Origin of the sequence: Paraburkholderia sp. CNPSo 3281, assembly GCF_024206515.1 — a bacterium.
GTDB classification, from domain to species: Bacteria; Pseudomonadota; Gammaproteobacteria; order Burkholderiales; family Burkholderiaceae; genus Paraburkholderia; species Paraburkholderia nodosa.
Map to the genome: position 1 here is coordinate 77,103 of NZ_JAMBPS010000029.1, position 19,813 is coordinate 96,915.

General features: G+C 61.0%; 34 protein-coding genes. 2 read left to right on the top strand and 32 right to left on the bottom strand.

Features of this window, described 5'->3' with window-relative positions:
- The first annotated feature begins 66 nt into the window (after window positions 1–66).
- Window positions 67–726, top strand: coding sequence for a ribosome biogenesis GTP-binding protein YihA/YsxC (gene yihA / locus M3I56_RS25075; protein WP_254356245.1), 660 nt, complete (start codon window positions 67–69; stop codon window positions 724–726).
- 369 nt (window positions 727–1,095) lie between these two features.
- Window positions 1,096–2,094, top strand: coding sequence for a porphobilinogen synthase (hemB, locus tag M3I56_RS25080; protein WP_028206531.1), 999 nt, complete (start codon window positions 1,096–1,098; stop codon window positions 2,092–2,094).
- 95 nt (window positions 2,095–2,189) lie between these two features.
- On the opposite strand, the gene dsbD is transcribed toward hemB, so the two are convergent.
- The 32 genes from dsbD to M3I56_RS25240 form a co-directional block, all read right to left on the bottom strand.
- Entirely contained in the window at window positions 2,190–4,160 is a 1,971-nt protein-coding gene (gene dsbD / locus M3I56_RS25085; RefSeq protein ID WP_254356248.1) for a protein-disulfide reductase DsbD, read from the bottom strand.
- Window positions 4,153–4,464 carry a divalent-cation tolerance protein CutA gene (gene cutA, locus M3I56_RS25090; RefSeq protein WP_254356249.1) on the bottom strand — a complete coding sequence of 104 codons (312 nt, stop codon included), beginning with the start codon at window positions 4,462–4,464 and terminating at the stop codon, window positions 4,153–4,155. Before cutA ends, dsbD begins: the two co-directional genes overlap by 8 nt.
- Before the next feature lie 249 nt (window positions 4,465–4,713).
- Window positions 4,714–5,106, bottom strand: coding sequence for a 50S ribosomal protein L17 (gene rplQ / locus M3I56_RS25095; RefSeq protein WP_028206528.1), 393 nt, complete (start codon window positions 5,104–5,106; stop codon window positions 4,714–4,716).
- Between the two features lie 140 nt (window positions 5,107–5,246).
- Window positions 5,247–6,224, bottom strand: a complete 978-nt coding sequence (locus M3I56_RS25100; protein ID WP_028206527.1) for a DNA-directed RNA polymerase subunit alpha — start codon at window positions 6,222–6,224, stop codon at window positions 5,247–5,249.
- Between the two features lie 124 nt (window positions 6,225–6,348).
- Window positions 6,349–6,972 (bottom strand): 30S ribosomal protein S4, encoded by a 624-nt coding sequence (gene rpsD / locus M3I56_RS25105; RefSeq protein WP_158758789.1) that lies wholly within the window; start codon window positions 6,970–6,972, stop codon window positions 6,349–6,351.
- 163 nt (window positions 6,973–7,135) lie between these two features.
- On the bottom strand, window positions 7,136–7,540 hold the full coding sequence (gene rpsK / locus M3I56_RS25110) for a 30S ribosomal protein S11 (protein WP_006052224.1): 405 nt from the start codon (window positions 7,538–7,540) through the stop codon (window positions 7,136–7,138).
- 28 nt (window positions 7,541–7,568) lie between these two features.
- Window positions 7,569–7,934 (bottom strand): 30S ribosomal protein S13, encoded by a 366-nt coding sequence (rpsM, locus tag M3I56_RS25115; protein WP_028206525.1) that lies wholly within the window; start codon window positions 7,932–7,934, stop codon window positions 7,569–7,571.
- Between the two features lie 35 nt (window positions 7,935–7,969).
- Complete coding sequence (rpmJ, locus tag M3I56_RS25120) at window positions 7,970–8,086, bottom strand: 50S ribosomal protein L36 (RefSeq protein WP_027819338.1); 117 nt, start codon at window positions 8,084–8,086, stop codon at window positions 7,970–7,972.
- A 21-nt stretch (window positions 8,087–8,107) separates the two neighbouring features.
- The gene (infA, locus tag M3I56_RS25125; RefSeq protein ID WP_004521905.1) at window positions 8,108–8,326 is read right to left on the bottom strand and encodes a translation initiation factor IF-1; all 219 of its coding nucleotides are present in this window, start codon (window positions 8,324–8,326) and stop codon (window positions 8,108–8,110) included.
- A gap of 8 nt (window positions 8,327–8,334) precedes the next feature.
- Complete coding sequence (gene secY, locus M3I56_RS25130) at window positions 8,335–9,681, bottom strand: preprotein translocase subunit SecY (protein WP_028206524.1); 1,347 nt, start codon at window positions 9,679–9,681, stop codon at window positions 8,335–8,337.
- 59 nt (window positions 9,682–9,740) lie between these two features.
- The gene (rplO, locus tag M3I56_RS25135) at window positions 9,741–10,175 is read right to left on the bottom strand and encodes a 50S ribosomal protein L15 (RefSeq protein WP_028206523.1); all 435 of its coding nucleotides are present in this window, start codon (window positions 10,173–10,175) and stop codon (window positions 9,741–9,743) included.
- Between the two features lie 29 nt (window positions 10,176–10,204).
- Entirely contained in the window at window positions 10,205–10,387 is a 183-nt protein-coding gene (gene rpmD / locus M3I56_RS25140; protein ID WP_010106952.1) for a 50S ribosomal protein L30, read from the bottom strand.
- Window positions 10,388–10,398: 11 nt separating this feature from the next.
- Window positions 10,399–10,917: a 30S ribosomal protein S5 gene (rpsE, locus tag M3I56_RS25145; RefSeq protein ID WP_028206522.1), complete on the bottom strand. Its 519-nt coding sequence runs from the start codon at window positions 10,915–10,917 to the stop codon at window positions 10,399–10,401.
- Between the two features lie 14 nt (window positions 10,918–10,931).
- Window positions 10,932–11,297, bottom strand: coding sequence for a 50S ribosomal protein L18 (gene rplR, locus M3I56_RS25150; RefSeq protein WP_027819343.1), 366 nt, complete (start codon window positions 11,295–11,297; stop codon window positions 10,932–10,934).
- 12 nt (window positions 11,298–11,309) lie between these two features.
- On the bottom strand, window positions 11,310–11,840 hold the full coding sequence (gene rplF / locus M3I56_RS25155; RefSeq protein WP_254356246.1) for a 50S ribosomal protein L6: 531 nt from the start codon (window positions 11,838–11,840) through the stop codon (window positions 11,310–11,312).
- Window positions 11,841–11,858: 18 nt separating this feature from the next.
- On the bottom strand, window positions 11,859–12,254 hold the full coding sequence (gene rpsH, locus M3I56_RS25160; protein ID WP_027819345.1) for a 30S ribosomal protein S8: 396 nt from the start codon (window positions 12,252–12,254) through the stop codon (window positions 11,859–11,861).
- Between the two features lie 14 nt (window positions 12,255–12,268).
- On the bottom strand, window positions 12,269–12,574 hold the full coding sequence (gene rpsN / locus M3I56_RS25165) for a 30S ribosomal protein S14 (protein WP_028206520.1): 306 nt from the start codon (window positions 12,572–12,574) through the stop codon (window positions 12,269–12,271).
- Window positions 12,575–12,581: 7 nt separating this feature from the next.
- Entirely contained in the window at window positions 12,582–13,121 is a 540-nt protein-coding gene (gene rplE, locus M3I56_RS25170; protein WP_028206519.1) for a 50S ribosomal protein L5, read from the bottom strand.
- Between the two features lie 16 nt (window positions 13,122–13,137).
- Window positions 13,138–13,446: a 50S ribosomal protein L24 gene (rplX, locus tag M3I56_RS25175; RefSeq protein ID WP_028206518.1), complete on the bottom strand. Its 309-nt coding sequence runs from the start codon at window positions 13,444–13,446 to the stop codon at window positions 13,138–13,140.
- Window positions 13,447–13,455: 9 nt separating this feature from the next.
- A complete protein-coding gene (rplN, locus tag M3I56_RS25180) occupies window positions 13,456–13,824 on the bottom strand; it encodes a 50S ribosomal protein L14 (RefSeq protein ID WP_028206517.1) in 369 nt (122 codons plus the stop codon).
- Window positions 13,825–14,170: 346 nt separating this feature from the next.
- Window positions 14,171–14,443 (bottom strand): 30S ribosomal protein S17, encoded by a 273-nt coding sequence (gene rpsQ, locus M3I56_RS25185; protein WP_028206516.1) that lies wholly within the window; start codon window positions 14,441–14,443, stop codon window positions 14,171–14,173.
- A complete protein-coding gene (gene rpmC, locus M3I56_RS25190) occupies window positions 14,440–14,634 on the bottom strand; it encodes a 50S ribosomal protein L29 (protein WP_028206515.1) in 195 nt (64 codons plus the stop codon). The genes rpsQ and rpmC overlap by 4 nt, the downstream gene beginning before the upstream one ends.
- Window positions 14,635–14,644: 10 nt before the next feature.
- Window positions 14,645–15,061 carry a 50S ribosomal protein L16 gene (gene rplP / locus M3I56_RS25195; protein ID WP_027797288.1) on the bottom strand — a complete coding sequence of 139 codons (417 nt, stop codon included), beginning with the start codon at window positions 15,059–15,061 and terminating at the stop codon, window positions 14,645–14,647.
- Between the two features lie 2 nt (window positions 15,062–15,063).
- Window positions 15,064–15,855 (bottom strand): 30S ribosomal protein S3, encoded by a 792-nt coding sequence (rpsC, locus tag M3I56_RS25200; protein ID WP_027797287.1) that lies wholly within the window; start codon window positions 15,853–15,855, stop codon window positions 15,064–15,066.
- 11 nt (window positions 15,856–15,866) lie between these two features.
- Window positions 15,867–16,196 (bottom strand): 50S ribosomal protein L22, encoded by a 330-nt coding sequence (gene rplV / locus M3I56_RS25205; protein WP_004199272.1) that lies wholly within the window; start codon window positions 16,194–16,196, stop codon window positions 15,867–15,869.
- Window positions 16,197–16,208: 12 nt separating this feature from the next.
- Window positions 16,209–16,484, bottom strand: a complete 276-nt coding sequence (rpsS, locus tag M3I56_RS25210) for a 30S ribosomal protein S19 (RefSeq protein ID WP_027797286.1) — start codon at window positions 16,482–16,484, stop codon at window positions 16,209–16,211.
- A 10-nt stretch (window positions 16,485–16,494) separates the two neighbouring features.
- Window positions 16,495–17,322, bottom strand: a complete 828-nt coding sequence (gene rplB / locus M3I56_RS25215; protein ID WP_069268211.1) for a 50S ribosomal protein L2 — start codon at window positions 17,320–17,322, stop codon at window positions 16,495–16,497.
- Between the two features lie 2 nt (window positions 17,323–17,324).
- Window positions 17,325–17,639: a 50S ribosomal protein L23 gene (gene rplW / locus M3I56_RS25220; RefSeq protein WP_028206513.1), complete on the bottom strand. Its 315-nt coding sequence runs from the start codon at window positions 17,637–17,639 to the stop codon at window positions 17,325–17,327.
- Window positions 17,636–18,256, bottom strand: coding sequence for a 50S ribosomal protein L4 (rplD, locus tag M3I56_RS25225; RefSeq protein WP_028206512.1), 621 nt, complete (start codon window positions 18,254–18,256; stop codon window positions 17,636–17,638). The genes rplW and rplD overlap by 4 nt, the downstream gene beginning before the upstream one ends.
- The gene (gene rplC / locus M3I56_RS25230; RefSeq protein ID WP_052406167.1) at window positions 18,256–18,915 is read right to left on the bottom strand and encodes a 50S ribosomal protein L3; all 660 of its coding nucleotides are present in this window, start codon (window positions 18,913–18,915) and stop codon (window positions 18,256–18,258) included. Before rplC ends, rplD begins: the two co-directional genes overlap by 1 nt.
- Before the next feature lie 199 nt (window positions 18,916–19,114).
- Window positions 19,115–19,426 carry a 30S ribosomal protein S10 gene (gene rpsJ, locus M3I56_RS25235; RefSeq protein WP_017777154.1) on the bottom strand — a complete coding sequence of 104 codons (312 nt, stop codon included), beginning with the start codon at window positions 19,424–19,426 and terminating at the stop codon, window positions 19,115–19,117.
- 138 nt (window positions 19,427–19,564) lie between these two features.
- Window positions 19,565–19,813, bottom strand: a 249-nt coding sequence (locus M3I56_RS25240) for an elongation factor Tu (RefSeq protein ID WP_082664594.1), incomplete at its 5' end; no start/stop codon positions are given.

The window sequence follows — 19,813 nt, forward strand, 5'->3', positions numbered from 1 at the left end:
CATCCCGGGCGCGTCCGGGCCCGGCGGGCCACCCGCCGCGTTGTCTCACATTGTGGTCCTTTTCCGATGGCCTTCCTGCTGCACCAAGCCCGCTTCTTCACGACGGTGAACCATCTGCGCGACCTGCCCGCTACGGCGCGGCCCGAGGTCGCGTTCGCCGGCCGTTCGAACGCCGGCAAATCCACCGCCATCAATCTGCTGTGCAACCAGAAGCGGCTCGCCTTCGCCTCGAAGACGCCGGGCCGCACCCAGCATATCAACTACTTCTCAGTCGGCCCCGCGGACGAACCCGCGGGCTATCTCGTCGACCTGCCCGGCTACGGCTATGCCGAAGTCCCGTTAGCCGCGAAGGCGCACTGGGAGCAGCTGCTTTCGCTCTATCTGCAAACGCGCGCGCAGCTCTCGGGGCTCATCCTGATGATGGATGCCCGCCGCCCGCTCACCGACCTCGACCGCCGCATGATCGAATGGTTTGCGCCGACGGGCAAACCGATCCATGCACTCCTCACGAAGTGCGACAAATTGACGCGTCAGGAAAGCGTGCTCGCGCTGCGCACGGCGAACAAGGCGTTCGACGAATACAGCAAGCAAGGCTACGAAGGGAAGCTGAGCGCCCAGCTCTTTTCGGCGCTCAAGCGCGTGGGGCTCGACGAGGCGCACGCCGTGATCGAGAGCTGGATCGTGCCGCAGGAATCTGTCGGCGAAACCGACGCGCAAGTGGAATAACATCCTCAGTCGTCTAAAAGACCACACTGTCGGGCTTTTCACGCGCTTTCATCAGATCTTTTCACAAGGCCGGCGCGGCATTCGCCGCGCTATGTGCGCTACCGCACACAGACCACGCTAATGCCAGGCGCAAGCGCCCTCTCCGGTCTGCGCCGCGGGGCCTTGCTACGGCGCTTTCGGCGCACATAAAAAAACCCGCCGTAATTTCCGGCGGGTTAAACAGCCTTATCGAAAAACGACAGGCACCCGCTCAGGGAGGAGAAGCGGGGAGCTCGGCGCCAGGCGCCTCGCTCGATCGGTATGATATACCATTGTCCCGAAAAGTTTCCTGTGCTCCGGGACCCATCCCGTTTCAAGATATCCGCCGACATGAGCTTCTATCCGCATCATCGTCCGCGCCGCATGCGACGTGACGATTTCTCGCGCCGTCTGATGCGCGAAAACCTCCTCACCACGAACGACCTGATCTACCCCGTATTCGTCATTGCGGGCAACAACGTGCGCGAAGCCGTGCCGTCGATGCCTGGCGTCGAACGCGTGTCGATCGATCTGCTGATGGGCGTCGCCGAGCAGTGCGTCGAACTCGGCATTCCGGTGCTTTCGCTCTTCCCCGTTGTCGATCCGGCGCTCAAGACGCCCGATGGCATCGAGGCGACGAACCCCGACGGTGTGATTCCGCGTGCCGTGCGCGAACTGAAGAAGCGTTTCCCCGACCTCGGCGTGCTTTGCGACGTCGCGCTCGACCCGTACACGAGCCACGGCCAGGACGGCGTGCTCGACGAGAACGGTTACGTCATCAACGACGAGACCATCGAGATCCTCGTCGCGCAGGCGCGCGCGCAGGCGGAAGCCGGCGTCGATATCGTCGCGCCGTCGGACATGATGGACGGGCGCATCGGTGCGATCCGCGAGATGCTCGAAAGCGAAAACCACATCCACACGCGCATCATGGCGTACTCGGCCAAATACGCTTCGGCGTTCTATGGTCCGTTCCGCGACGCCGTGGGCTCGGCGTCGAATCTGGGCAAGGGCAACAAGATGACCTACCAGATGGACCCGTCGAACTCCGACGAGGCGCTGCGCGAAGTGCGCCTCGACATCGAGGAAGGCGCCGACATGGTGATGGTGAAGCCCGGCATGCCCTACCTCGACATCGTGCGCCGTGTGAAGGACGAATTCCGCTTTCCGACCTACGTGTACCAGGTGAGCGGCGAGTACGCCATGCTCAAGGCCGCTGCGCAGAACGGCTGGCTCGATCACGACAAGGTGATGATGGAATCGCTGCTCGCGTTCAAGCGCGCGGGCGCCGACGGCATTCTCACGTATTTCGCGCTCGACGCCGCGCGTTTGCTGCGCGCACAGAAGTAAGCGCTGGGCACGTCGTATGAAAAAAGGCACGTCTGCGGACGTGCCTTTTTGCTTTTGGGCCGATGCGCGATCTCACGCGCGCGCAATGTCGCCGATCATGCCGATGGCGCTGCCTGCGTCTGCGGCGCCGGCGCCGTCACGCGATCGAGGCGCGCGAGGAACCGGTCGGCATTCTCGTAGCCGACGACGCGCAGCACTTCGTGCCCTTGCGTATCGAAGAAGATGATGCCCGGCGGCCCGAAGAGGCCGAAGCGCTTGAGTAGCGCCTGGTCGTCCGAATTGTTGGCGGTCACATCGGCGCGCAACAGCCCCAGCTCCGCGAGGCGCACCTGCACGCGCGGGTCGCTGAACGTGAACTTCTCCATTTCCTTGCAGCTCACGCACCAGTCAGCGTAAAAGTCGAGCATCGACGGCCTGCCCGCAGTCTTGAGTGCCGCGTCGAGTTGCGCGGGCGAGCGCACGGGTGCGAAGACCAACGCGTTCGCTTCGCTGGCGCCGGAGGACTGCGCCGCGCCGGCTGCGGCGACATCGCTCGTGCCACCCACGCGCGCGGCAAGCACCGCGAGCGGACGCAGCGGATTGGTCGAACCCGCCGCAAGACCTACGATCAGCGTCGCCGCCCAGATCGCAAACGCCGCGCCGAGACCACGCCCTAGGCGCCGCCAGACGTTGGCCGCACCCGCGTTCGGCGTGAAAAGGCCAAGCGCGGCGGCCGCCAGTAGCAGCCAGAGGGCGGCGAGCAGCATCTGCGCGGTGGCGCCGAGCACCGGCCAGACGATCCACAGCGCGGCCGCCAGCAGCACGACGCCGAAGAACACCTTCACGCCATCCATCCACGCGCCCGCTCGAGGCAGCAGCGAGCCCGCGCCGAGGCCGAGGATCATCAGCGGGACGCCAAGACCCAAGCCCATCGCGAAGAGCGCCGCGCCGCCGAGCACGGCGTTGCCCGTGTGCGCGATGAACGCCAGCACCGCGAAGAGCGGCGCGGTCATGCAGGCGCCCACGACGAGCGCGGAAAGCGCGCCCATCACGGCGACAGCGGCGAATTTGCCGCCGGAACGGCCCTGGGTGGCGCGCGAGGCGCCGTCCTGCCAGCGCTGCGGCAGCGCGATGTCGTAGCCGGCGATCAGCACGACGGCGAACGCGGCGAGGAGCACAGCGAACACGCCCAGCACCCACGGGTTCTGCAGCCATGCGCCAAGGCTCTGGCCGACCAGGGCAGCGGCAATACCCAGCGCCGTGTAGACGAGCGCCATGCCGAGCACGTAGACGAACGAGAGCGCGAAGCCGCGCGAGCGCGTGACGCGGGCACCCTCACCAACGATGATCGCCGAGAGGATCGGGATCATCGGGTACGAGCAGGGCAAGAGGCTCAGCACCATGCCGGCCACGAAGTACAGGCCCACCACGGCGAAAAAGCCGCCGCCCTGCAACAGCGATTGCGCGTAGTCGGCGCTCGTGGCGCGCTCGTACCAGGGCTCGTCGGTACCGCCTGCTGCGGGTGCTGCGCTGGTTTGCGGCTGGGGCGCGGGCGTCGGGTTCGCTGCGCCCGGCACGGGGCTCTGGCCAGCCGTAGCGGCCTGCAACGCCGCGCCGCTTACGTGAAGCACGTGTTCCGCGGGCGGATAACAGATGCCCGCATCGGCGCAGCCCTGCGATGTCACCGCGAGATCGAACGGACCGCTCGCCTTTTGCACCGGCACGCGGATCGTCAGCTCGCCTCGATAGGTTTCGACATTCTTCTGGAAGGTCGGATCGAACTTGACGTGGCCAGGCGGGATCTGCGCCTCGCCGAGCTGCGCCGTCCCGTTGCGCGCGGCGAAGGCGAAGCGCTCGCGGTACATGTAGTAGCCGTCGGCGATCTTGAAGTGCACGTCGACCATGCCCGGCGCTTCGCTCGCGCTGAACGTGAAGGCCTGGTCGGGCGGCAGGAAGTCGTCGTCGTCGGCCGCACGCGCAAGCGAAGTGCCAAACAGCATCGGCAGCAGACAGCAGACGAGCAGGAGAAAGCCGGACAGCGTAGCGTACGGCGCGGCGCGCAAGCGCCGATCGAAGCGGTTAGACATGAAGAGTGCGCTGAGTCTCGGCATTGACCCATTGCCCGTAGGCGTTCGACGCCGTGGCTTGCCACGAGAGAATCTCGGGCGTCTCGTAGGGATGCTGGGTCTGGATGAACTGTTCGAGCTCGGCCGCGCGGGCGAGGCTCGTCTTGAAGAGCAGCTGGATCTCGTTGCCCGACGCGATGTTGCCCTGCCAGTGATACTGCGAGTGCACGGCGCCGAGGCGCGTCACGCACGCAGCGAGGCGCTGCGCGAGCGCCCCGGCGGCGAGCGCTTCGGCGGTGCCCTCGTCGGGCACCGTAGTCAGCATCAGGGTCACATTGAGGGTCACGACGAACTCCGGCGTGGTGCCCGCGTGCGGGAGCAAACGGGCTTCGGGGCAGAACGTAATCGTACCATCGGCGCCGATCGGCTTCTCTCGTGCACCGTGTGGCAAAAGGGGACTGCAACCGGCAAACACGGTTCGGAGCGATTTCATCCACGCCCGAAAACAAAAAAAGCCAGGCTAGGCCTGGCTTTTTTGCGTGCCGCTCAATCCGGGGATCGAGCGACGGAAAGCTTATTCCGCTTCCTGGATGTTCTCTTCCGCGACTTCCGGACGGTCGAGCAGTTCGACCAGTGCCATCGGTGCGTTGTCGCCAACACGGAAACCGAACTTCAGGATACGCAGGTAGCCGCCCGGACGGTTCGCGAAACGCGGACCGAGCACGTCGAACAGCTTCGTGACCGAGTCACGATCGCGCAGGCGGTTGAACGCCAGACGACGGTTTGCGAGCGACGGCTTCTTGCCCAGCGTGATGAGGGGCTCGACAACCTTACGGAGTTCCTTGGCCTTCGGCAGCGTCGTCTTGATGACTTCGTGCTCGATGAGCGAGTTGGACATGTTACGGAGCATTGCCAGACGGTGGCTGCTCGTGCGGTTCAGTTTCCGCAGACCATGACGGTGACGCATTTCAATTTCCTTGAAACAAAGTTTTGGTCCAGCTCTTCTATCGCCTCGCGGGTTTGGCAACCCCGCCTAAGGCACGGGCCGGTACGTGAAAAAGGCAAGACGCGGATTTTAAAGGAAAATCCGCGTCCGTGCCAGACTTCTTACTTGTCGAGACCAGCCGGCGGCCAGTTTTCGAGCTTCATGCCGAGCGTGAGACCGCGCGAAGCGAGCACTTCCTTGATCTCGTTGAGCGACTTGCGACCCAGGTTCGGGGTCTTGAGCAGCTCGTTCTCGGTGCGCTGGATCAGATCGCCGATGTAGTAGATGTTCTCGGCCTTCAGGCAGTTCGCCGAGCGAACCGTGAGTTCGAGATCGTCCACCGGACGCAGCAGGATCGGGTCGATCTGCGGTGCGCGCGAAGGCGCTTCCGCGGCCGTTTCCGTGCCTTCCAGTGCCGCGAACACCGACAGCTGATCCACGAGGATGCGGGCCGACTGGCGGATCGCTTCCTCAGGCGAGATCACGCCGTTGGTTTCGATGTTCATCACGAGCTTGTCGAGGTCGGTACGCTGTTCGACACGCGCGCTTTCCACGGCGTAGCTCACGCGGCGAACCGGCGAGAACGACGCGTCCAGCACGATGCGACCGATGATCTTGGCCGACTCTTCGCCGTAACGACGCACGTTGCCAGGCACGTAGCCACGGCCCTTTTCGATCTTGATCTGCACGTCGAGCTTGCCGCCCTTCGTCAGACGCGCAACCACGTGATCCGGGTTGATCACTTCGCAGTCGTGCGAGAGTTCGATGTCGCCAGCGGTGACAACGCCTTCGCCTTCCTTGCGCAGCGTAACCGTCACTTCGTCACGGTTATGCAACTTGAAAACGACACCCTTGAGGTTCAGCAGCAGGTTGACCACATCCTCTTGCACACCATCGAGCGTCGAGTATTCGTGCACGACGCCTGCGATCGTCACTTCGGTCGGCGCGTAGCCCACCATCGACGACAGCAGCACGCGCCGGAGCGCGTTACCCAAGGTGTGGCCATAACCGCGTTCGAACGGCTCCATGACCACTTTCGCGTGGTTGTCGCCGAGCGATTCCACAGCGATGATCTTGGGTTTCAACAAACTGGTTTGCATAGGTTTTCCTTTTCAATACCCTCGGCTCGTTACACCGATAAGGCTGAGATGGCAACAACCTGAAAAAAACGGCCGAGGCCGCCTCCTGCGCGAAGCACAGAGGTTACCCCGGCCGTCAATCCGATTACCGCGAATACAATTCGACGATCAGGCTTTCGTTGATGTCGCCGGCGATGTCGCTGCGCTCAGGCATGCCCTTGAACGTGCCTTCGAACTTCTTCGCGTCGACCGACACCCAACCTGCCATGCCGCCTTGCTCTGCGAGCGAGAGGGCTTCGACGATACGCGCCTGCTTCTTCGCCTTTTCGCGAATCGCGACGACGTCGCCAGCCTTCACTTGCATCGACGGGATGTTCGCGACGACGCCGTTCAGCGTGAGAGCCTTGTGGCTCACGAGCTGGCGCGCTTCGGCGCGGGTCGATGCGAAGCCCATGCGGTACACGACGTTGTCGAGACGCGATTCGAGCAGTTGCAGCAGGTTTTCGCCGGTGTTGCCCTTGATGCGGTCAGCTTCCGCGAAGTAGCGGCGGAACTGGCGCTCGAGCACGCCGTAGATGCGCTTCACTTTTTGCTTTTCGCGAAGCTGCGTGCCGTAGTCGGACGTGCGGGCGCCCGAGGTGCGGCCGTGCTGACCCGGCTTGCTGTCGAGCTTGCACTTGTCGGCGAGCGAGCGGCGTGCGCTCTTCAGGAAGAGGTCAGTGCCTTCACGGCGGGACAGCTTGGCCTTCGGGCCGATATAACGTGCCACGTTGCTTTCCTTCGATAATTGATCACGCGAAACCTCAGTGGGAAACCCGCGGTATCGCGCTAGTCCGGCCCTTTGGGCCGAACGGTGGGCTTAGTCAATTCATTAACGCCGAGAGCCTGGGTCGCCGTTTCCGGCGGCTCAGGCATTCGGCTAAAACGACGCCTTAGATGCGGCGGCGCTTCGGCGGCCGGCAGCCGTTGTGCGGAACCGGCGTCACGTCGGAGATCGCGGTGATCTTGATGCCAAGACCATGCAGCGCGCGCACCGCCGATTCGCGGCCAGGACCGGGGCCCTTGATCCGCACTTCGAGGTTCTTGACGCCGTATTCCATCGCCACGCGGCCAGCCGATTCGGCTGCGACCTGAGCTGCGAAGGGCGTCGACTTACGCGAGCCCTTGAAGCCCTGACCGCCCGACGTTGCCCAGGCAAGCGCGTTGCCTTGACGGTCGGTGATCGTGATGATGGTGTTGTTGAACGACGCGTGAACGTGAACCACGCCCTCGGCGACGTTCTTCTTAACCTTCTTGCGAACGCGTTGCGCCGCGGAGTTGTTCGAAGCCTTAGCCATTACGTTTTCCTGTAACTTTCAGTTCCGCTTACTTCTTCAGCGACTGTGCTGCGCGGCGCGGACCCTTACGCGTACGTGCGTTGGTACGCGTACGCTGGCCACGCAGGGGCAGGCCCTTGCGATGGCGCACGCCGCGGTAGCAGCCGAGGTCCATCAGGCGCTTGATGTTCATCGTCACTTCACGGCGGAGATCGCCTTCGACGACAAACTTGCCCACTTCCTCACGCAGCTTTTCCAGATCCGCGTCGTTCAGGTCCTTGACCTTCTTGTTGAACGGCACACCGGCGGACACGCAGATGTTGCGCGAACGCGTGCGGCCAACACCGAAAATTGCCGTCAGGCCGATTTCAGTGTGCTGGTGGTTCGGGATGTTAACCCCTGCAATACGAGCCATTGTTTTTCCTCAAACAAAAAGCGCAAGCGCGCTAATCAGCCTTGGCGCTGCTTGTGGCGCGGGTCCGAGCTGCAGATCACGCGAACGACGCCGTTGCGCTTGATGATTTTGCAGTTGCGGCAAATGCGCTTTACCGATGCCATCACTTTCATGATATTACCCTTTTTCCTAAATCACTTCGCCCGGAACACGATCCGCGCACGCGACAGATCGTAAGGCGTCAACTCAACCGTCACCTTGTCGCCCGGGAGAATGCGGATGTAGTGCATCCGCATCTTTCCGGAAATATGTCCCAGAACGACATGGCCGTTTTCCAGCTTCACCCGGAAGGTTGCGTTGGGGAGGTTTTCGATCACCTCGCCTTGCATCTGGATTACATCGTCTTTGGCCATAGGTCCTTTCAACGCATCGGGACGCCGCCGCCCTTGAAGTTGGCCTTCTTGAGCAGCGATTCATATTGTTGCGACATCACGTACGACTGCACCTGCGCCATGAAGTCCATTGTGACGACGACAATGATCAGCAGCGACGTTCCACCAAAATAAAACGGCACATTCCAGCGCAGCACCAGAAACTCCGGCAGCAGGCAAACGAACACGATATAGATCGCACCGGCCAGCGTCAGACGCGTGAGGATGCGGTCGATATAGCGTGCCGTCTGATCGCCCGGGCGGATGCCAGGTACGAACGCGCCACTCTTCTTCAGGTTGTCGGCCGTTTCCCTGCTGTTGAACACCAGTGCGGTGTAGAAGAAGCAGAAGAACACGATCGCCAACGCGTACAGCAACACGTACACGGGCTGGCCAGGCTTGAGGGCTTCGGCCACATTGTGCAGCGTGTCCGCAAACCAGCCGGTTCGCGACCCCGAACTGAACCAGTTCAGGATAGTTGCCGGGAACAGGATGATCGACGACGCGAAGATCGGCGGAATCACACCCGACATGTTCAGCTTGAGCGGCAGGTGGGACGACTGCCCGCCGTAAATCTTGTTACCGACCTGACGCTTCGCATAGTTCACGAGGATCTTGCGCTGGCCGCGTTCGATGAACACCACCAGGTACGTCACGGCTGCGATCAGAACGACCACGATGATCGCCGAGATGATGCTCATCGAGCCGGTGCGAACCAGTTCGAAAAGACCACCGAGCGCATTCGGGAAGCCTGCCGCGATCCCGCCGAAGATGATGATCGAGATACCGTTGCCAAGCCCGCGTTCCGTGATCTGCTCACCAAGCCACATCAGGAACATCGTGCCCGTTACGAGCGTCACGACCGTCGTCAAGCGGAACACCATGCCCGGATCGATCACGAGGCCGGGCTGGTTTTCCAGCGCGACCGCGATGCCGAACGCCTGAAACGTCGCCAGCACCACCGTGAAGATCCGCGTGTACTGCGTGATCTTGCGTTGCCCAGCCTGCCCTTCTTTCTTCAACGCTTCCAGCTGCGGCGAAACAATTGCCATCAGCTGCAGGATGATCGACGCCGAGATATACGGCATCACACCCAGCGCGAAGATCGTGAACCGCGACAGTGCGCCACCCGAGAACATGTTGAACATGCCAAGGATGCCGCCCGACTGGCTCTGGAAGAGCTTCGCCAGTTGGTCCGGATCGATACCCGGAACCGGAATATGCGCGCCGATACGATAAACGACCAACGCCAGCAGCAGGAACACTGCACGCCGGCGCAGGTCGCCGAACTTCGGTGCGCTGCGACCGGTTTTTGCGAGACTCGGGCTGTTAGCCAAGTACCTTCTCCGATGCAGATGTTAGTGACGGCGGGCAAGCCCGCGCGCACCACTCACAATCACTCGGCAAAAGAACCGCCTGCTGCTTCAATCGCAGCACGCGCATTCTTCGTCGCACCCAGACCCTTCACGACGACCTTGCGCTTGATCTCGCCGGTGGCGATGATCTTTGCGCTACGGGTCAGTTCGCCCACGAGGCCTGCCTGCTTGAGAGCCAGCAGATCGATTTCGTCGACCGGCAGCTTCTCGATGTCGGCGAGGCGCACTTCACCGACGAATTCCTTCGTCAGCGAGGTGAAGCCGCGCTTCGGCAGACGACGCTGCAGCGGCATTTGACCGCCTTCGAAGCCAACCTTGTGAAAGCCGCCCGAACGCGATTTCTGACCCTTGTGACCACGGCCCGCGGTCTTGCCGAGGCCGGAGCCGATGCCGCGACCGACGCGACGCTTAGCGTGCTTCGCGCCTTCTGCCGGCTTCAGGTTATTCAATTCCATTTTCAACTCCTGGAGTCCTGGTCGAGCGCTTAGCCGATGACCTTGACGAGGTACGAGACCTTGTTGATCATGCCGCGCACAGCCGGCGTGTCCTGCAGCTCGGAGACCGAGTTCAGGCGGCGCAGGCCGAGACCGCGCACGGTGGCGCGGTGCGTTTCGCGGGTCCCAATCAGGCTCTTGACGAGCTGAACCTTGACAGTTTTTTCAGACATGGTGCCCACCCTTAGCCCAGAATGTCTTCGACGGACTTGCCGCGCTTCGCCGCGATGTCAGCCGGGGTCGACTGCTTGCGCAGACCGTCCAGCGTGGCACGAACGAGGTTGTACGGGTTCGTCGAACCGTGGCTCTTGGCCACGACGTTCTGCACGCCCATCACGTCGAACACTGCGCGCATCGGGCCGCCGGCGATCACGCCCGTACCTGCCTTCGCCGGAGCGAGGAGGACGACCGATGCGCCGTGCTTGCCGTGCACTTCGTGTTGCAGGGTGCCGTTCTTCAGGGGCACCTTGAACATGTTGCGGCGAGCTTGTTCCATCGCCTTCTGGACAGCAACGGGCACTTCCTTCGACTTGCCCTTGCCCATACCGACGCGGCCATCACCGTCACCAACCACGGTCAGTGCGGCGAAGCCGAGAATACGGCCACCCTTCACGACCTTGGTCACGCGATTGACCGAAATCATTTTTTCGCGAAGGCCGTCGTCGCGTTCGTCAGCCTGAACTTTCGCTTGCATCTTTGCCATGACGAATTCCTTCCTTAGAACTTGAGCCCGGCTTCGCGCGCAGCATCAGCCAGCGCCTTGACGCGGCCGTGATAGCGGAAACCCGAGCGGTCAAAGGCGACGGATTCGATGCCGGCGGCCTTAGCCTTTTCTGCAATACGCTTGCCGATCAGCGAGGCAGCGGCGACGTTGCCGCCCTTGCCCGACTGGTCAGCCAGTTGCGCACGCACTTCAGCTTCAAGCGTCGACGCGCTGGCCAGCACCTTGGTGCCGCAGGGCGAGAACACTTGCGCATAGATGTGCGTGTTCGTGCGATGCACGGCCAGACGCGCGACCTGCAGCTCAGCGATCTTGAGACGCGTCTGACGAGCGCGGCGCAGGCGAGATTGAGTCTTATCCATGATTGCGCACCCTTACTTCTTCTTCGTTTCTTTGAGGATCACGACCTCGTCGGCGTAACGCACACCCTTGCCCTTGTAGGGCTCAGGCGGGCGATAACCGCGCACTTCTGCAGCGGTTTGGCCGACTTTCTGCTTGTCGATCCCCTTGATCACGATTTCCGTTTGCGACGGGGTTTCGGCCTTGATGCCTTCCGGCATCTGGTGCACCACGGGGTGCGAGAAACCCAGCGACAGGTTCAGCTTGTCGCCTTGCGCTTGAGCACGATAACCAACGCCAACCAGCGTCAGCTTGCGCTCAAAACCCTTCGTCACGCCTTGCACCATGTTCGCGACGATCGCGCGCATCGTGCCCGACATCGCATTGGCTTCGCGGCTGTCGTCGGTCGGCTCAAACTTGAGCGTGCCGTTGTCGTTCACCACCTTCACGAGGCGGTTCGCGGCTTGCGAAATCGTACCCAGCGCGCCCTTGACGGTAATCTTCTCGTCGCTGAGCGTCGCTTCTGCGCCTTGCAGCGCGACCGGACTCTTACCTACTCGAGACATGTTTCTTCTCCTTAGGCCTTAAGCGACGTAGCAGATAACTTCGCCGCCGACGCCAGTAGCGCGCGCCTTGCGGTCCGTCATCACACCCTTGGGCGTCGACACGATCGCAACGCCCAAGCCATTCATGACCTGCGGGATGTCGTTGCGGCCGCGGTACACGCGCAGACCCGGCTTCGAGACGCGTTCGATGCGCTCGATAACGGGACGGCCAGCGTAGTACTTCAACGCGATGTTCAATTCCGACTTCGCACCTTCGGTTTTCACCGCGAAGTCGTCGATATAACCTTCGTCCTTCAGAACCTGCGCAATCGCAATCTTCACTTTCGACGAGGGCATAGCAACCGAAACCTTCTCGACCATCTGCGCATTGCGGATGCGAGTCAGCATATCGGCGATAGGATCACTCATGCTCATTTATGTTTCTCCTATTACCAGCTCGCCTTGGTGATGCCAGGGATCTCACCACGGAACGCGATTTCACGAATCTTGTTACGTGCGAGACCGAATTTGCGGAACGTGCCACGCGGACGACCCGTGATCGCGCAGCGGTTACGCTTGCGGGTCGGGTTCGAGTTGCGGGGCAGTTGTTGCAGTTCGAGGCGAGCTGCGTAACGCTCTTCTTCCGACTTGCTTTGGTCGTCGATGATCGCCTTCAGCGATGCGCGCTTCGGCGCAAATTTCGCTGCCAGACGAGCGCGCTTCTTTTCACGTTCGATCAGTGCCAGTTTAGCCACGGTAACCTCAGTTTCTGAACGGGAACTTGAAGCCGGCGAGCAGTGCCTTTGCTTCTTCGTCGGTCTTCGCGGTCGTCGTGATGCTGATGTTCAGCCCACGCAGCGCGTCGATCTTGTCGTAGTCGATTTCGGGGAAAATGATCTGCTCTTTCACACCGATGTTGTAGTTACCACGGCCGTCGAACGCCTTGCCCGACACGCCACGGAAGTCGCGCACGCGGGGGAGCGCAACCGTCACGAAACGGTCCAGGAATTCGTACATGGCATTGCCACGCAGGGTAACCATCGTGCCGATCGGGTAGCTCTCGCGAATCTTGAAGCCGGCGATTGCTTTACGCGACTTCGTGATGACGGGCTTCTGGCCGGCGATCTTCGTGAGGTCGCCAACGGCGTGCTCGAGGACCTTCTTGTCAGCGACGGCTTCACCAACACCCATGTTCAGGGTGATCTTGGTGAGGCGCGGCACTTCCATGACCGACTTGTAACCGAACTTCTCGATCAGGCCAGGAACGACCTTCTCTTTATAAAATTCTTGCAAACGTGCCATTTTTTACTCCGCAGCGTCAGGCGCTCAGAACAGCACCGGTCGTCTTCAGGAAACGAACTTTCTTGTCCCCTTCGACCTTGATGCCCACGCGCGACGGCTTACCGTTCGCGTCGACCAGTGCGACGTTCGAAATCTGCAGCGGCATCGTCTTGGCTTCCACACCGCCCGTCGTACCCTTCATCGGGTTCGGCTTCACGTGCTTCTTGACGATATTGACGCCTTCGACAGTGACGCGCTCGTCGCCCATAGCCAGCACGACGCCGCGCTTGCCTTTGTCTTTACCGGTGATGACGATAACTTCGTCACCCTTGCGAATCTTGTTCATCGCGACTCCTTACAGCACTTCCGGCGCCAGCGAAACGATCTTCATGAATCGTTCGCTACGCAGCTCACGCGTAACCGGCCCGAAAATGCGGGTGCCGATCGGCTCAAGCTTGGTATTCAAAAGCACGGCGGCGTTGCCATCGAACTTGATCAGCGAGCCGTCTTGACGGCGCACGCCCTTCGCAGTGCGAACCACAACAGCGTTGTAGATTTCGCCCTTTTTAACGCGCCCGCGCGGCGTTGCTTCCTTGACGCTCACCTTGATGATGTCGCCAATGCTGGCATAACGACGCTTCGAGCCGCCGAGCACCTTGATGCACAGGACTTCGCGTGCACCCGTGTTGTCGGCCACTTCAAGCCGAGTTTCGGTCTGGATCATGGTTTATCTTTCCCAACTTAATCCGGTCGCGCCACCATGGCGCATCCGGTCAGTCTTGGTCCCGTCAGCCGCGCCGCCACTAGAACGACCGCTCAGCTGCTTGGGTAAGAACAGCAGCGACGGCAAACGAAACCGGCCATCGCATTCCGGTGAATCTTGCTAACCCGGACTGGCGCCCGAATCTGCTTCCCCACCCACATCCGCCTGCTGCTTTGCCAACAGCAAACCTGAAAGGAGGGAAGACCAAGATTATAACCAGACAATCTTGGCCTCGCAAGCGAAATCTTTAGCGATTTCAACTACTTCTACACCCCGGGAAATGGCTCCCCGGGGTGTTGCGTCACTTTTAGATGACGCGTGCTGCTTCGATCAGCTTCGACACGGTCCAGGCCTTCGTCTTCGAGAGAGGACGGGTTTCCTGGATTTCAACGAGGTCACCCTCGTTGTACGTGTTCGCTTCGTCGTGAGCGTGGTACTTCTTCGACTGCACGACGTACTTGCCGTAGATCGGGTGCTTGACGCGGCGCTCGACCAGGACGGTGACCGTCTTGTCCATCTTGTTGCTGACGACCTTGCCGACCAGCGTCCGCTTAAGCGAGGTTTTCACGCTTTCGTTCATTTCTGGTTCGCCTTCTGAGTCAGGACGGTCCGCACACGTGCGATGTCGCGACGGACCTTCTTCAGCTGGCTCGTGTTCGTGAGCTGCTGGGTCGCGAGTTGCATGCGCAGGCCGAATTGCGCCTTCAAGAGGTCCGACAGCTCTTTGTCGAGCGCGGCCTTGTCTTTCTGAAGAAGTTCAGATGCCTTCATCAATCACTCCTTAGGCGCCGAGCTGGCGAACCATGAAGACCGTCTTCAGCGGCAGCTTGGCTGCAGCCAGACGGAAGGCTTCACGGGCCAGTTCTTCGGACACACCATCCATTTCATACAGCATCTTGCCCGGCTGAATCTCGGCGACGTAGTACTCAGGGTTACCCTTACCGTTACCCATACGCACTTCCGCCGGCTTTTGCGAGATCGGCTTGTCCGGGAAGATACGGATCCAGATGCGGCCGCCACGCTTGATGTGACGCGTCATTGCACGACGCGCTGCTTCAATCTGACGCGCGGTCAGGCGACCACGACCGATAGCCTTCAGACCGTATTCACCGAACGAAACTGCGTTGCCGCGCGTTGCGACGCCGGTGTTACGACCCTTCTGCTCTTTGCGATACTTCCTGCGTTTCGGTTGCAGCATCGTTATTCTCCACTCTTGCCGTCGCCGCCGGCGCCACGGCGCGGTGCGCCACGACGGGCACCCGGTGCGCCTTCACCATCACGGCGCGGACGACGATCGCCCGGACGCGCGTTGCGGCGCGGACGCTTTTCTTCGGCGACTTCTTCCACCACCGGTGCGTCGTTGCGGCCGAGCGTGTCGCCCTTGTAGACCCAAACCTTCACGCCGATGATGCCGTACGTCGTCTTCGCTTCCGAGGTTGCGTAGTCGATATCAGCACGCAGCGTGTGAAGCGGCACTCGACCTTCGCGGTACCACTCGGTACGTGCGATTTCGATACCGTTCAGACGGCCGGCGCTCATGATCTTGATGCCCTGGGCACCCAGACGCATCGCGTTCTGCATCGCGCGCTTCATTGCGCGACGGAACATGATGCGGCGCTCGAGCTGCTGCGTGATCGAATCGGCGATCAGTTGAGCATCGGTTTCCGGCTTGCGGATTTCTTCGATGTTCACGTGAACCGGAACGCCCATGCGCTTCTGAAGTTCGGCCTTGAGGAGTTCGATGTCCTCGCCCTTCTTGCCGATCACCACACCCGGACGCGAGCTGTAAATCGTGATGCGAGCGTTCTTTGCCGGACGCTCGATCACAACACGGCCCACCGAAGCGTTCTTCAGCTTCTTCTTCAGGTATTCACGAACACCGATGTCTTCCTTCAACATCGCCGCGAAATTGTTGTTGTTCGCGTACCAACGCGAAGCCCAATTGCGGCTGACGGCCAAACGGAAGCCAGTCGGATGAATTTTCTGTCCCATCGTATGGCTCCTTAATTCCCGACCGTCACAGTGATGTGACAGGATTGCTTCTCGATGCGGTTGCCGCGGCCCTTGGCGCGCGCGGTGAAACGCTTCAGCGAAGCTGCCTTGTCGACGTAGATGCTCTTGATCTTGAGCTCGTCGATGTCAGCACCTTCGTTGTGTTCCGCGTTTGCGATCGCCGAGAGCACAACCTTTTTCACGATGCCAGCCGCTTTCTTCGGCGAGAACGTCAGAACGTTCAGTGCCTTGTCGACCGGCAGACCGCGGATCTGGTCAGCCACAAGGCGCGTTTTCTGCGCCGAGATGCGGGCACCGCGATGAATTGCCTTCACTTCCATCTTGATTGCCCCTTATTTCTTGGCCTTCTTGTCGGCCGCGTGACCCTTGAACGTACGGGTCAATGCGAACTCGCCAAGCTTGTGGCCGACCATGTTTTCCGTGACATACACCGGAACGTGTTGACGGCCGTTGTGCACGGCGATCGTCAGGCCGATGAAGTCCGGCAGAATCGTCGAACGACGCGACCAGGTCTTGATCGGTTTCTTGTCGCGCGTAGCTGCAGCCGCCTCAACCTTCTTCAGCAAATGGGCGTCGCAGAACGGACCTTTCTTAATAGAACGTGCCATTGCCTACTCCTTAACGCTTGTGACGGCGCTGGACGATCATGCTCGTCGTGCGCTTGTTGCTGCGGGTGCGATAGCCCTTCGTCGGCGTGCCCCACGGGCTCACCGGGTCGCGACCAGCCGCAGTCTTGCCTTCGCCACCACCGTGCGGGTGGTCGACCGGGTTCATTGCAACGCCACGGACCGTCGGGCGGATACCGCGCCAGCGGTTCGCGCCAGCCTTACCGATTTGACGGAGGCTGTGCTCTTCGTTGCCGACTTCACCGATCGTTGCGCGGCATTCAACGTGCACCCGGCGGATTTCGCCCGAACGCAGACGAACCTGCGCGTAGACGCCTTCGCGTGCCAGCAGCATTGCCGACGTGCCAGCCGAACGCGCCATTTGCGCGCCCTTGCCCGGCAGCATTTCGATGCAGTGGATCGTCGTACCGACCGGAATGTTGCGGATCGGCAGCGTGTTGCCTGCGCGGATCGGCGCTTCCGAACCCGACATCAGCTGCGTGCCAACCGTCACGCCCTTCGGCGCGATGATGTAGCGGCGCTCGCCGTCTGCGTAAAGAACCAGCGCAATGTTCGCGCTACGGTTCGGGTCATACTCGAGACGCTCCACCTTCGCGGGGATGCCATCCTTCGTACGACGGAAATCGATCACACGGTAGTGCTGCTTGTGACCACCACCCTGGTGACGCGTCGTGATGCGACCGTTGTTGTTACGGCCAGCCGTCGAGGACTTCTTTTCGAGCAGTGCCGCGAACGGCGCGCCCTTATGGAGGTCCTTGTTGACGATCTTGACCATCGCGCGGCGACCCGGCGAGGTCGGCTTAACTTTCACGATTGCCATGATTACTTGGCCTCCGCTTCAAAGTTGATTTCCTGGCCGGGCTTCAGGCAGACATACGCCTTCTTCACGTCCTTGCGCTTGCCGTTGAAGCGGCCAAAGCGCTTGGCTTTGCCCTTCTGGACCAGCACGTTGACGGACTCGACTTCCACCTTGAACAGCAGCTCGACAGCAGCCTTGACTTCCTGCTTGTTCGCGTCCGGCGCGACTTCGAAGACGACTTGTTCGTTCTTCTCCGCAACCAGCGTCGCCTTTTCGGAGATCACCGGTGCGAGCAGGACCTGCATCAAACGATGATCGTTCTTGCGAATCTCGCTCATGACAGCAACTCCTCGATCTGGGCGACCGCTGCCTTCGTGATCAGGATCTTCTTGAAGTAGATCAGCGAGAGCGGGTCGGCAAAACGCGGCTCAACGACTGCCACGTGGGGCAGGTTGCGCGACGCGAGATACAGGTTCTCGTCGACCGTGTCGGTGATGACCAGCACGGATTCGAGACCCATGGCCTTGAACTTTTCGGCCAGCAGCTTCGTCTTCGGCGCTTCGAGCGAAAGCTCTTCGACAACCGAGATACGGCCTTCGCGGGCCAGCTGCGAGAAGATCGAGCAGAGACCTGCGCGATGCATCTTCTTGTTGACCTTGTGCGAGAAGTTTTCTTCCGGCGAATTCGGGAAGATGCGACCACCGCCACGCCACAGCGGACTCGACGACATACCGGCACGAGCGCGGCCCGTACCCTTCTGACGCCACGGCTTCTTGGTGGTGTGCTTGACCTGTTCGCGGTCCTTCTGCGCGCGGTTACCGCTGCGCGCGTTCGCCTGGTAGGCGATAACGATCTGGTGGATCAGCGCTTCGTTATAGTCACGGCCGAACACGACGTCCGACGCGTTGACAGCTGCGCCTTCCTGACCATTAGCGTTCAGGAGCTTCAGTTCCATTATTGCGCTCCTTTCTTGGCGCGCGCCTTGACGGCGGGCGTCACGAAAACCTTGCCGCCCTTTGCACCCGGGACGGCACCCTTGACCAGCAGCAGCTTGCGCTCTGCGTCGATACGGGCGATTTCGAGGTTTTGCACCGTCACGGTTTCGTCACCCATGTGACCGGTCATGCGCTTACCCGGGAACACGCGACCCGGATCCTGCGCCATACCGATCGAGCCCGGCACATTGTGCGAGCGCGAGTTACCGTGCGAAGCACGACCCGAAGCGAAGTTGTAACGCTTGATGGTACCGGCGTAGCCCTTACCGATCGAGGTGCCTTGCACGTCGATCTTCTGGCCTTCTTCGAAGAGTTCCACACCGATCACAGCGCCAGCGGACAGTTCGGCGGCCTTAGCGGCGTCGATCTGGAATTCCTTGAGGATTTCACCGGCTTGAACGCCAGCTTTGGCGAGATGACCTGCGAGCGGCTTCGTCACGCGCGATGCGCGGCGAGTACCGAAAGCAACCTGCACGGCCGTGTAGCCGTCGGTTTCAACAGTCTTGATCTGCGTCACGCGGTTGTCGGACACGTCCAGCACGGTCACGGGAATCGAATCCCCTTCGGCCGTGAAGATACGGGTCATGCCAACCTTGCGACCTACGAGTCCAAGGCTCATCGTTTTCTCCATTCCCGACTGCGATTGGTCGGGGCTAATTTACAAAGTACCGGCATGTTTTCGAGGTAAAGGCTCGAAAGGGACACACCGATTTTTGCGCAAACGCGCGAAAAGACGTCAAGTATAACGTCCTTCTTCGTTTTCCGCAAGCAATCAAAGACTTAGCGCCACCAGAAGATTCTGGCAGCGCTCGAGGCTCTTACTGCAGCTTGATTTCGACGTCCACGCCAGCCGGGAGGTCCAGCTTCATCAGCGCGTCAACGGTCTTGTCCGTCGGGTCGACGATGTCCATCAGGCGCAGGTGCGTGCGGATTTCGAGCTGATCGCGCGACGTCTTGTTGACGTGCGGCGAACGCAGGATGTCGAAACGCTGGATGCGCGTGGGCAGCGGCACCGGGCCACGAACGATTGCACCCGTCCGCTTCGCCGTGTCGACGATTTCAGCAGCCGACTGGTCGATCAGGCGATAGTCGAAAGCCTTCAGGCGAATACGGATCTTTTGGTTCTGCATGACAATTCCTTGAAAAGAGCGAGGCGGACTTGCGCCGCCAAACGATATAAAGAGCGCAGGACCGCCCCGCGACAAGGTGTCGCGAGAACGGTCCCTGGGTACATCAACTTCTACAGCAAGCCGAGTATTCTACTCGAATTACTCGATGATCTTCGCAACCACGCCGGCGCCGACGGTACGGCCACCTTCGCGGATTGCAAAGCGCAGACCTTCTTCCATCGCGATCGGAGCGATCAGCTTCACCGTGATCGACACGTTGTCGCCCGGCATGACCATTTCCTTGTCCTTCGGCAGCTCGATCGAGCCCGTCACGTCCGTCGTACGGAAGTAGAACTGCGGACGGTAGTTGTTGAAGAACGGCGTGTGACGGCCGCCTTCGTCCTTGCT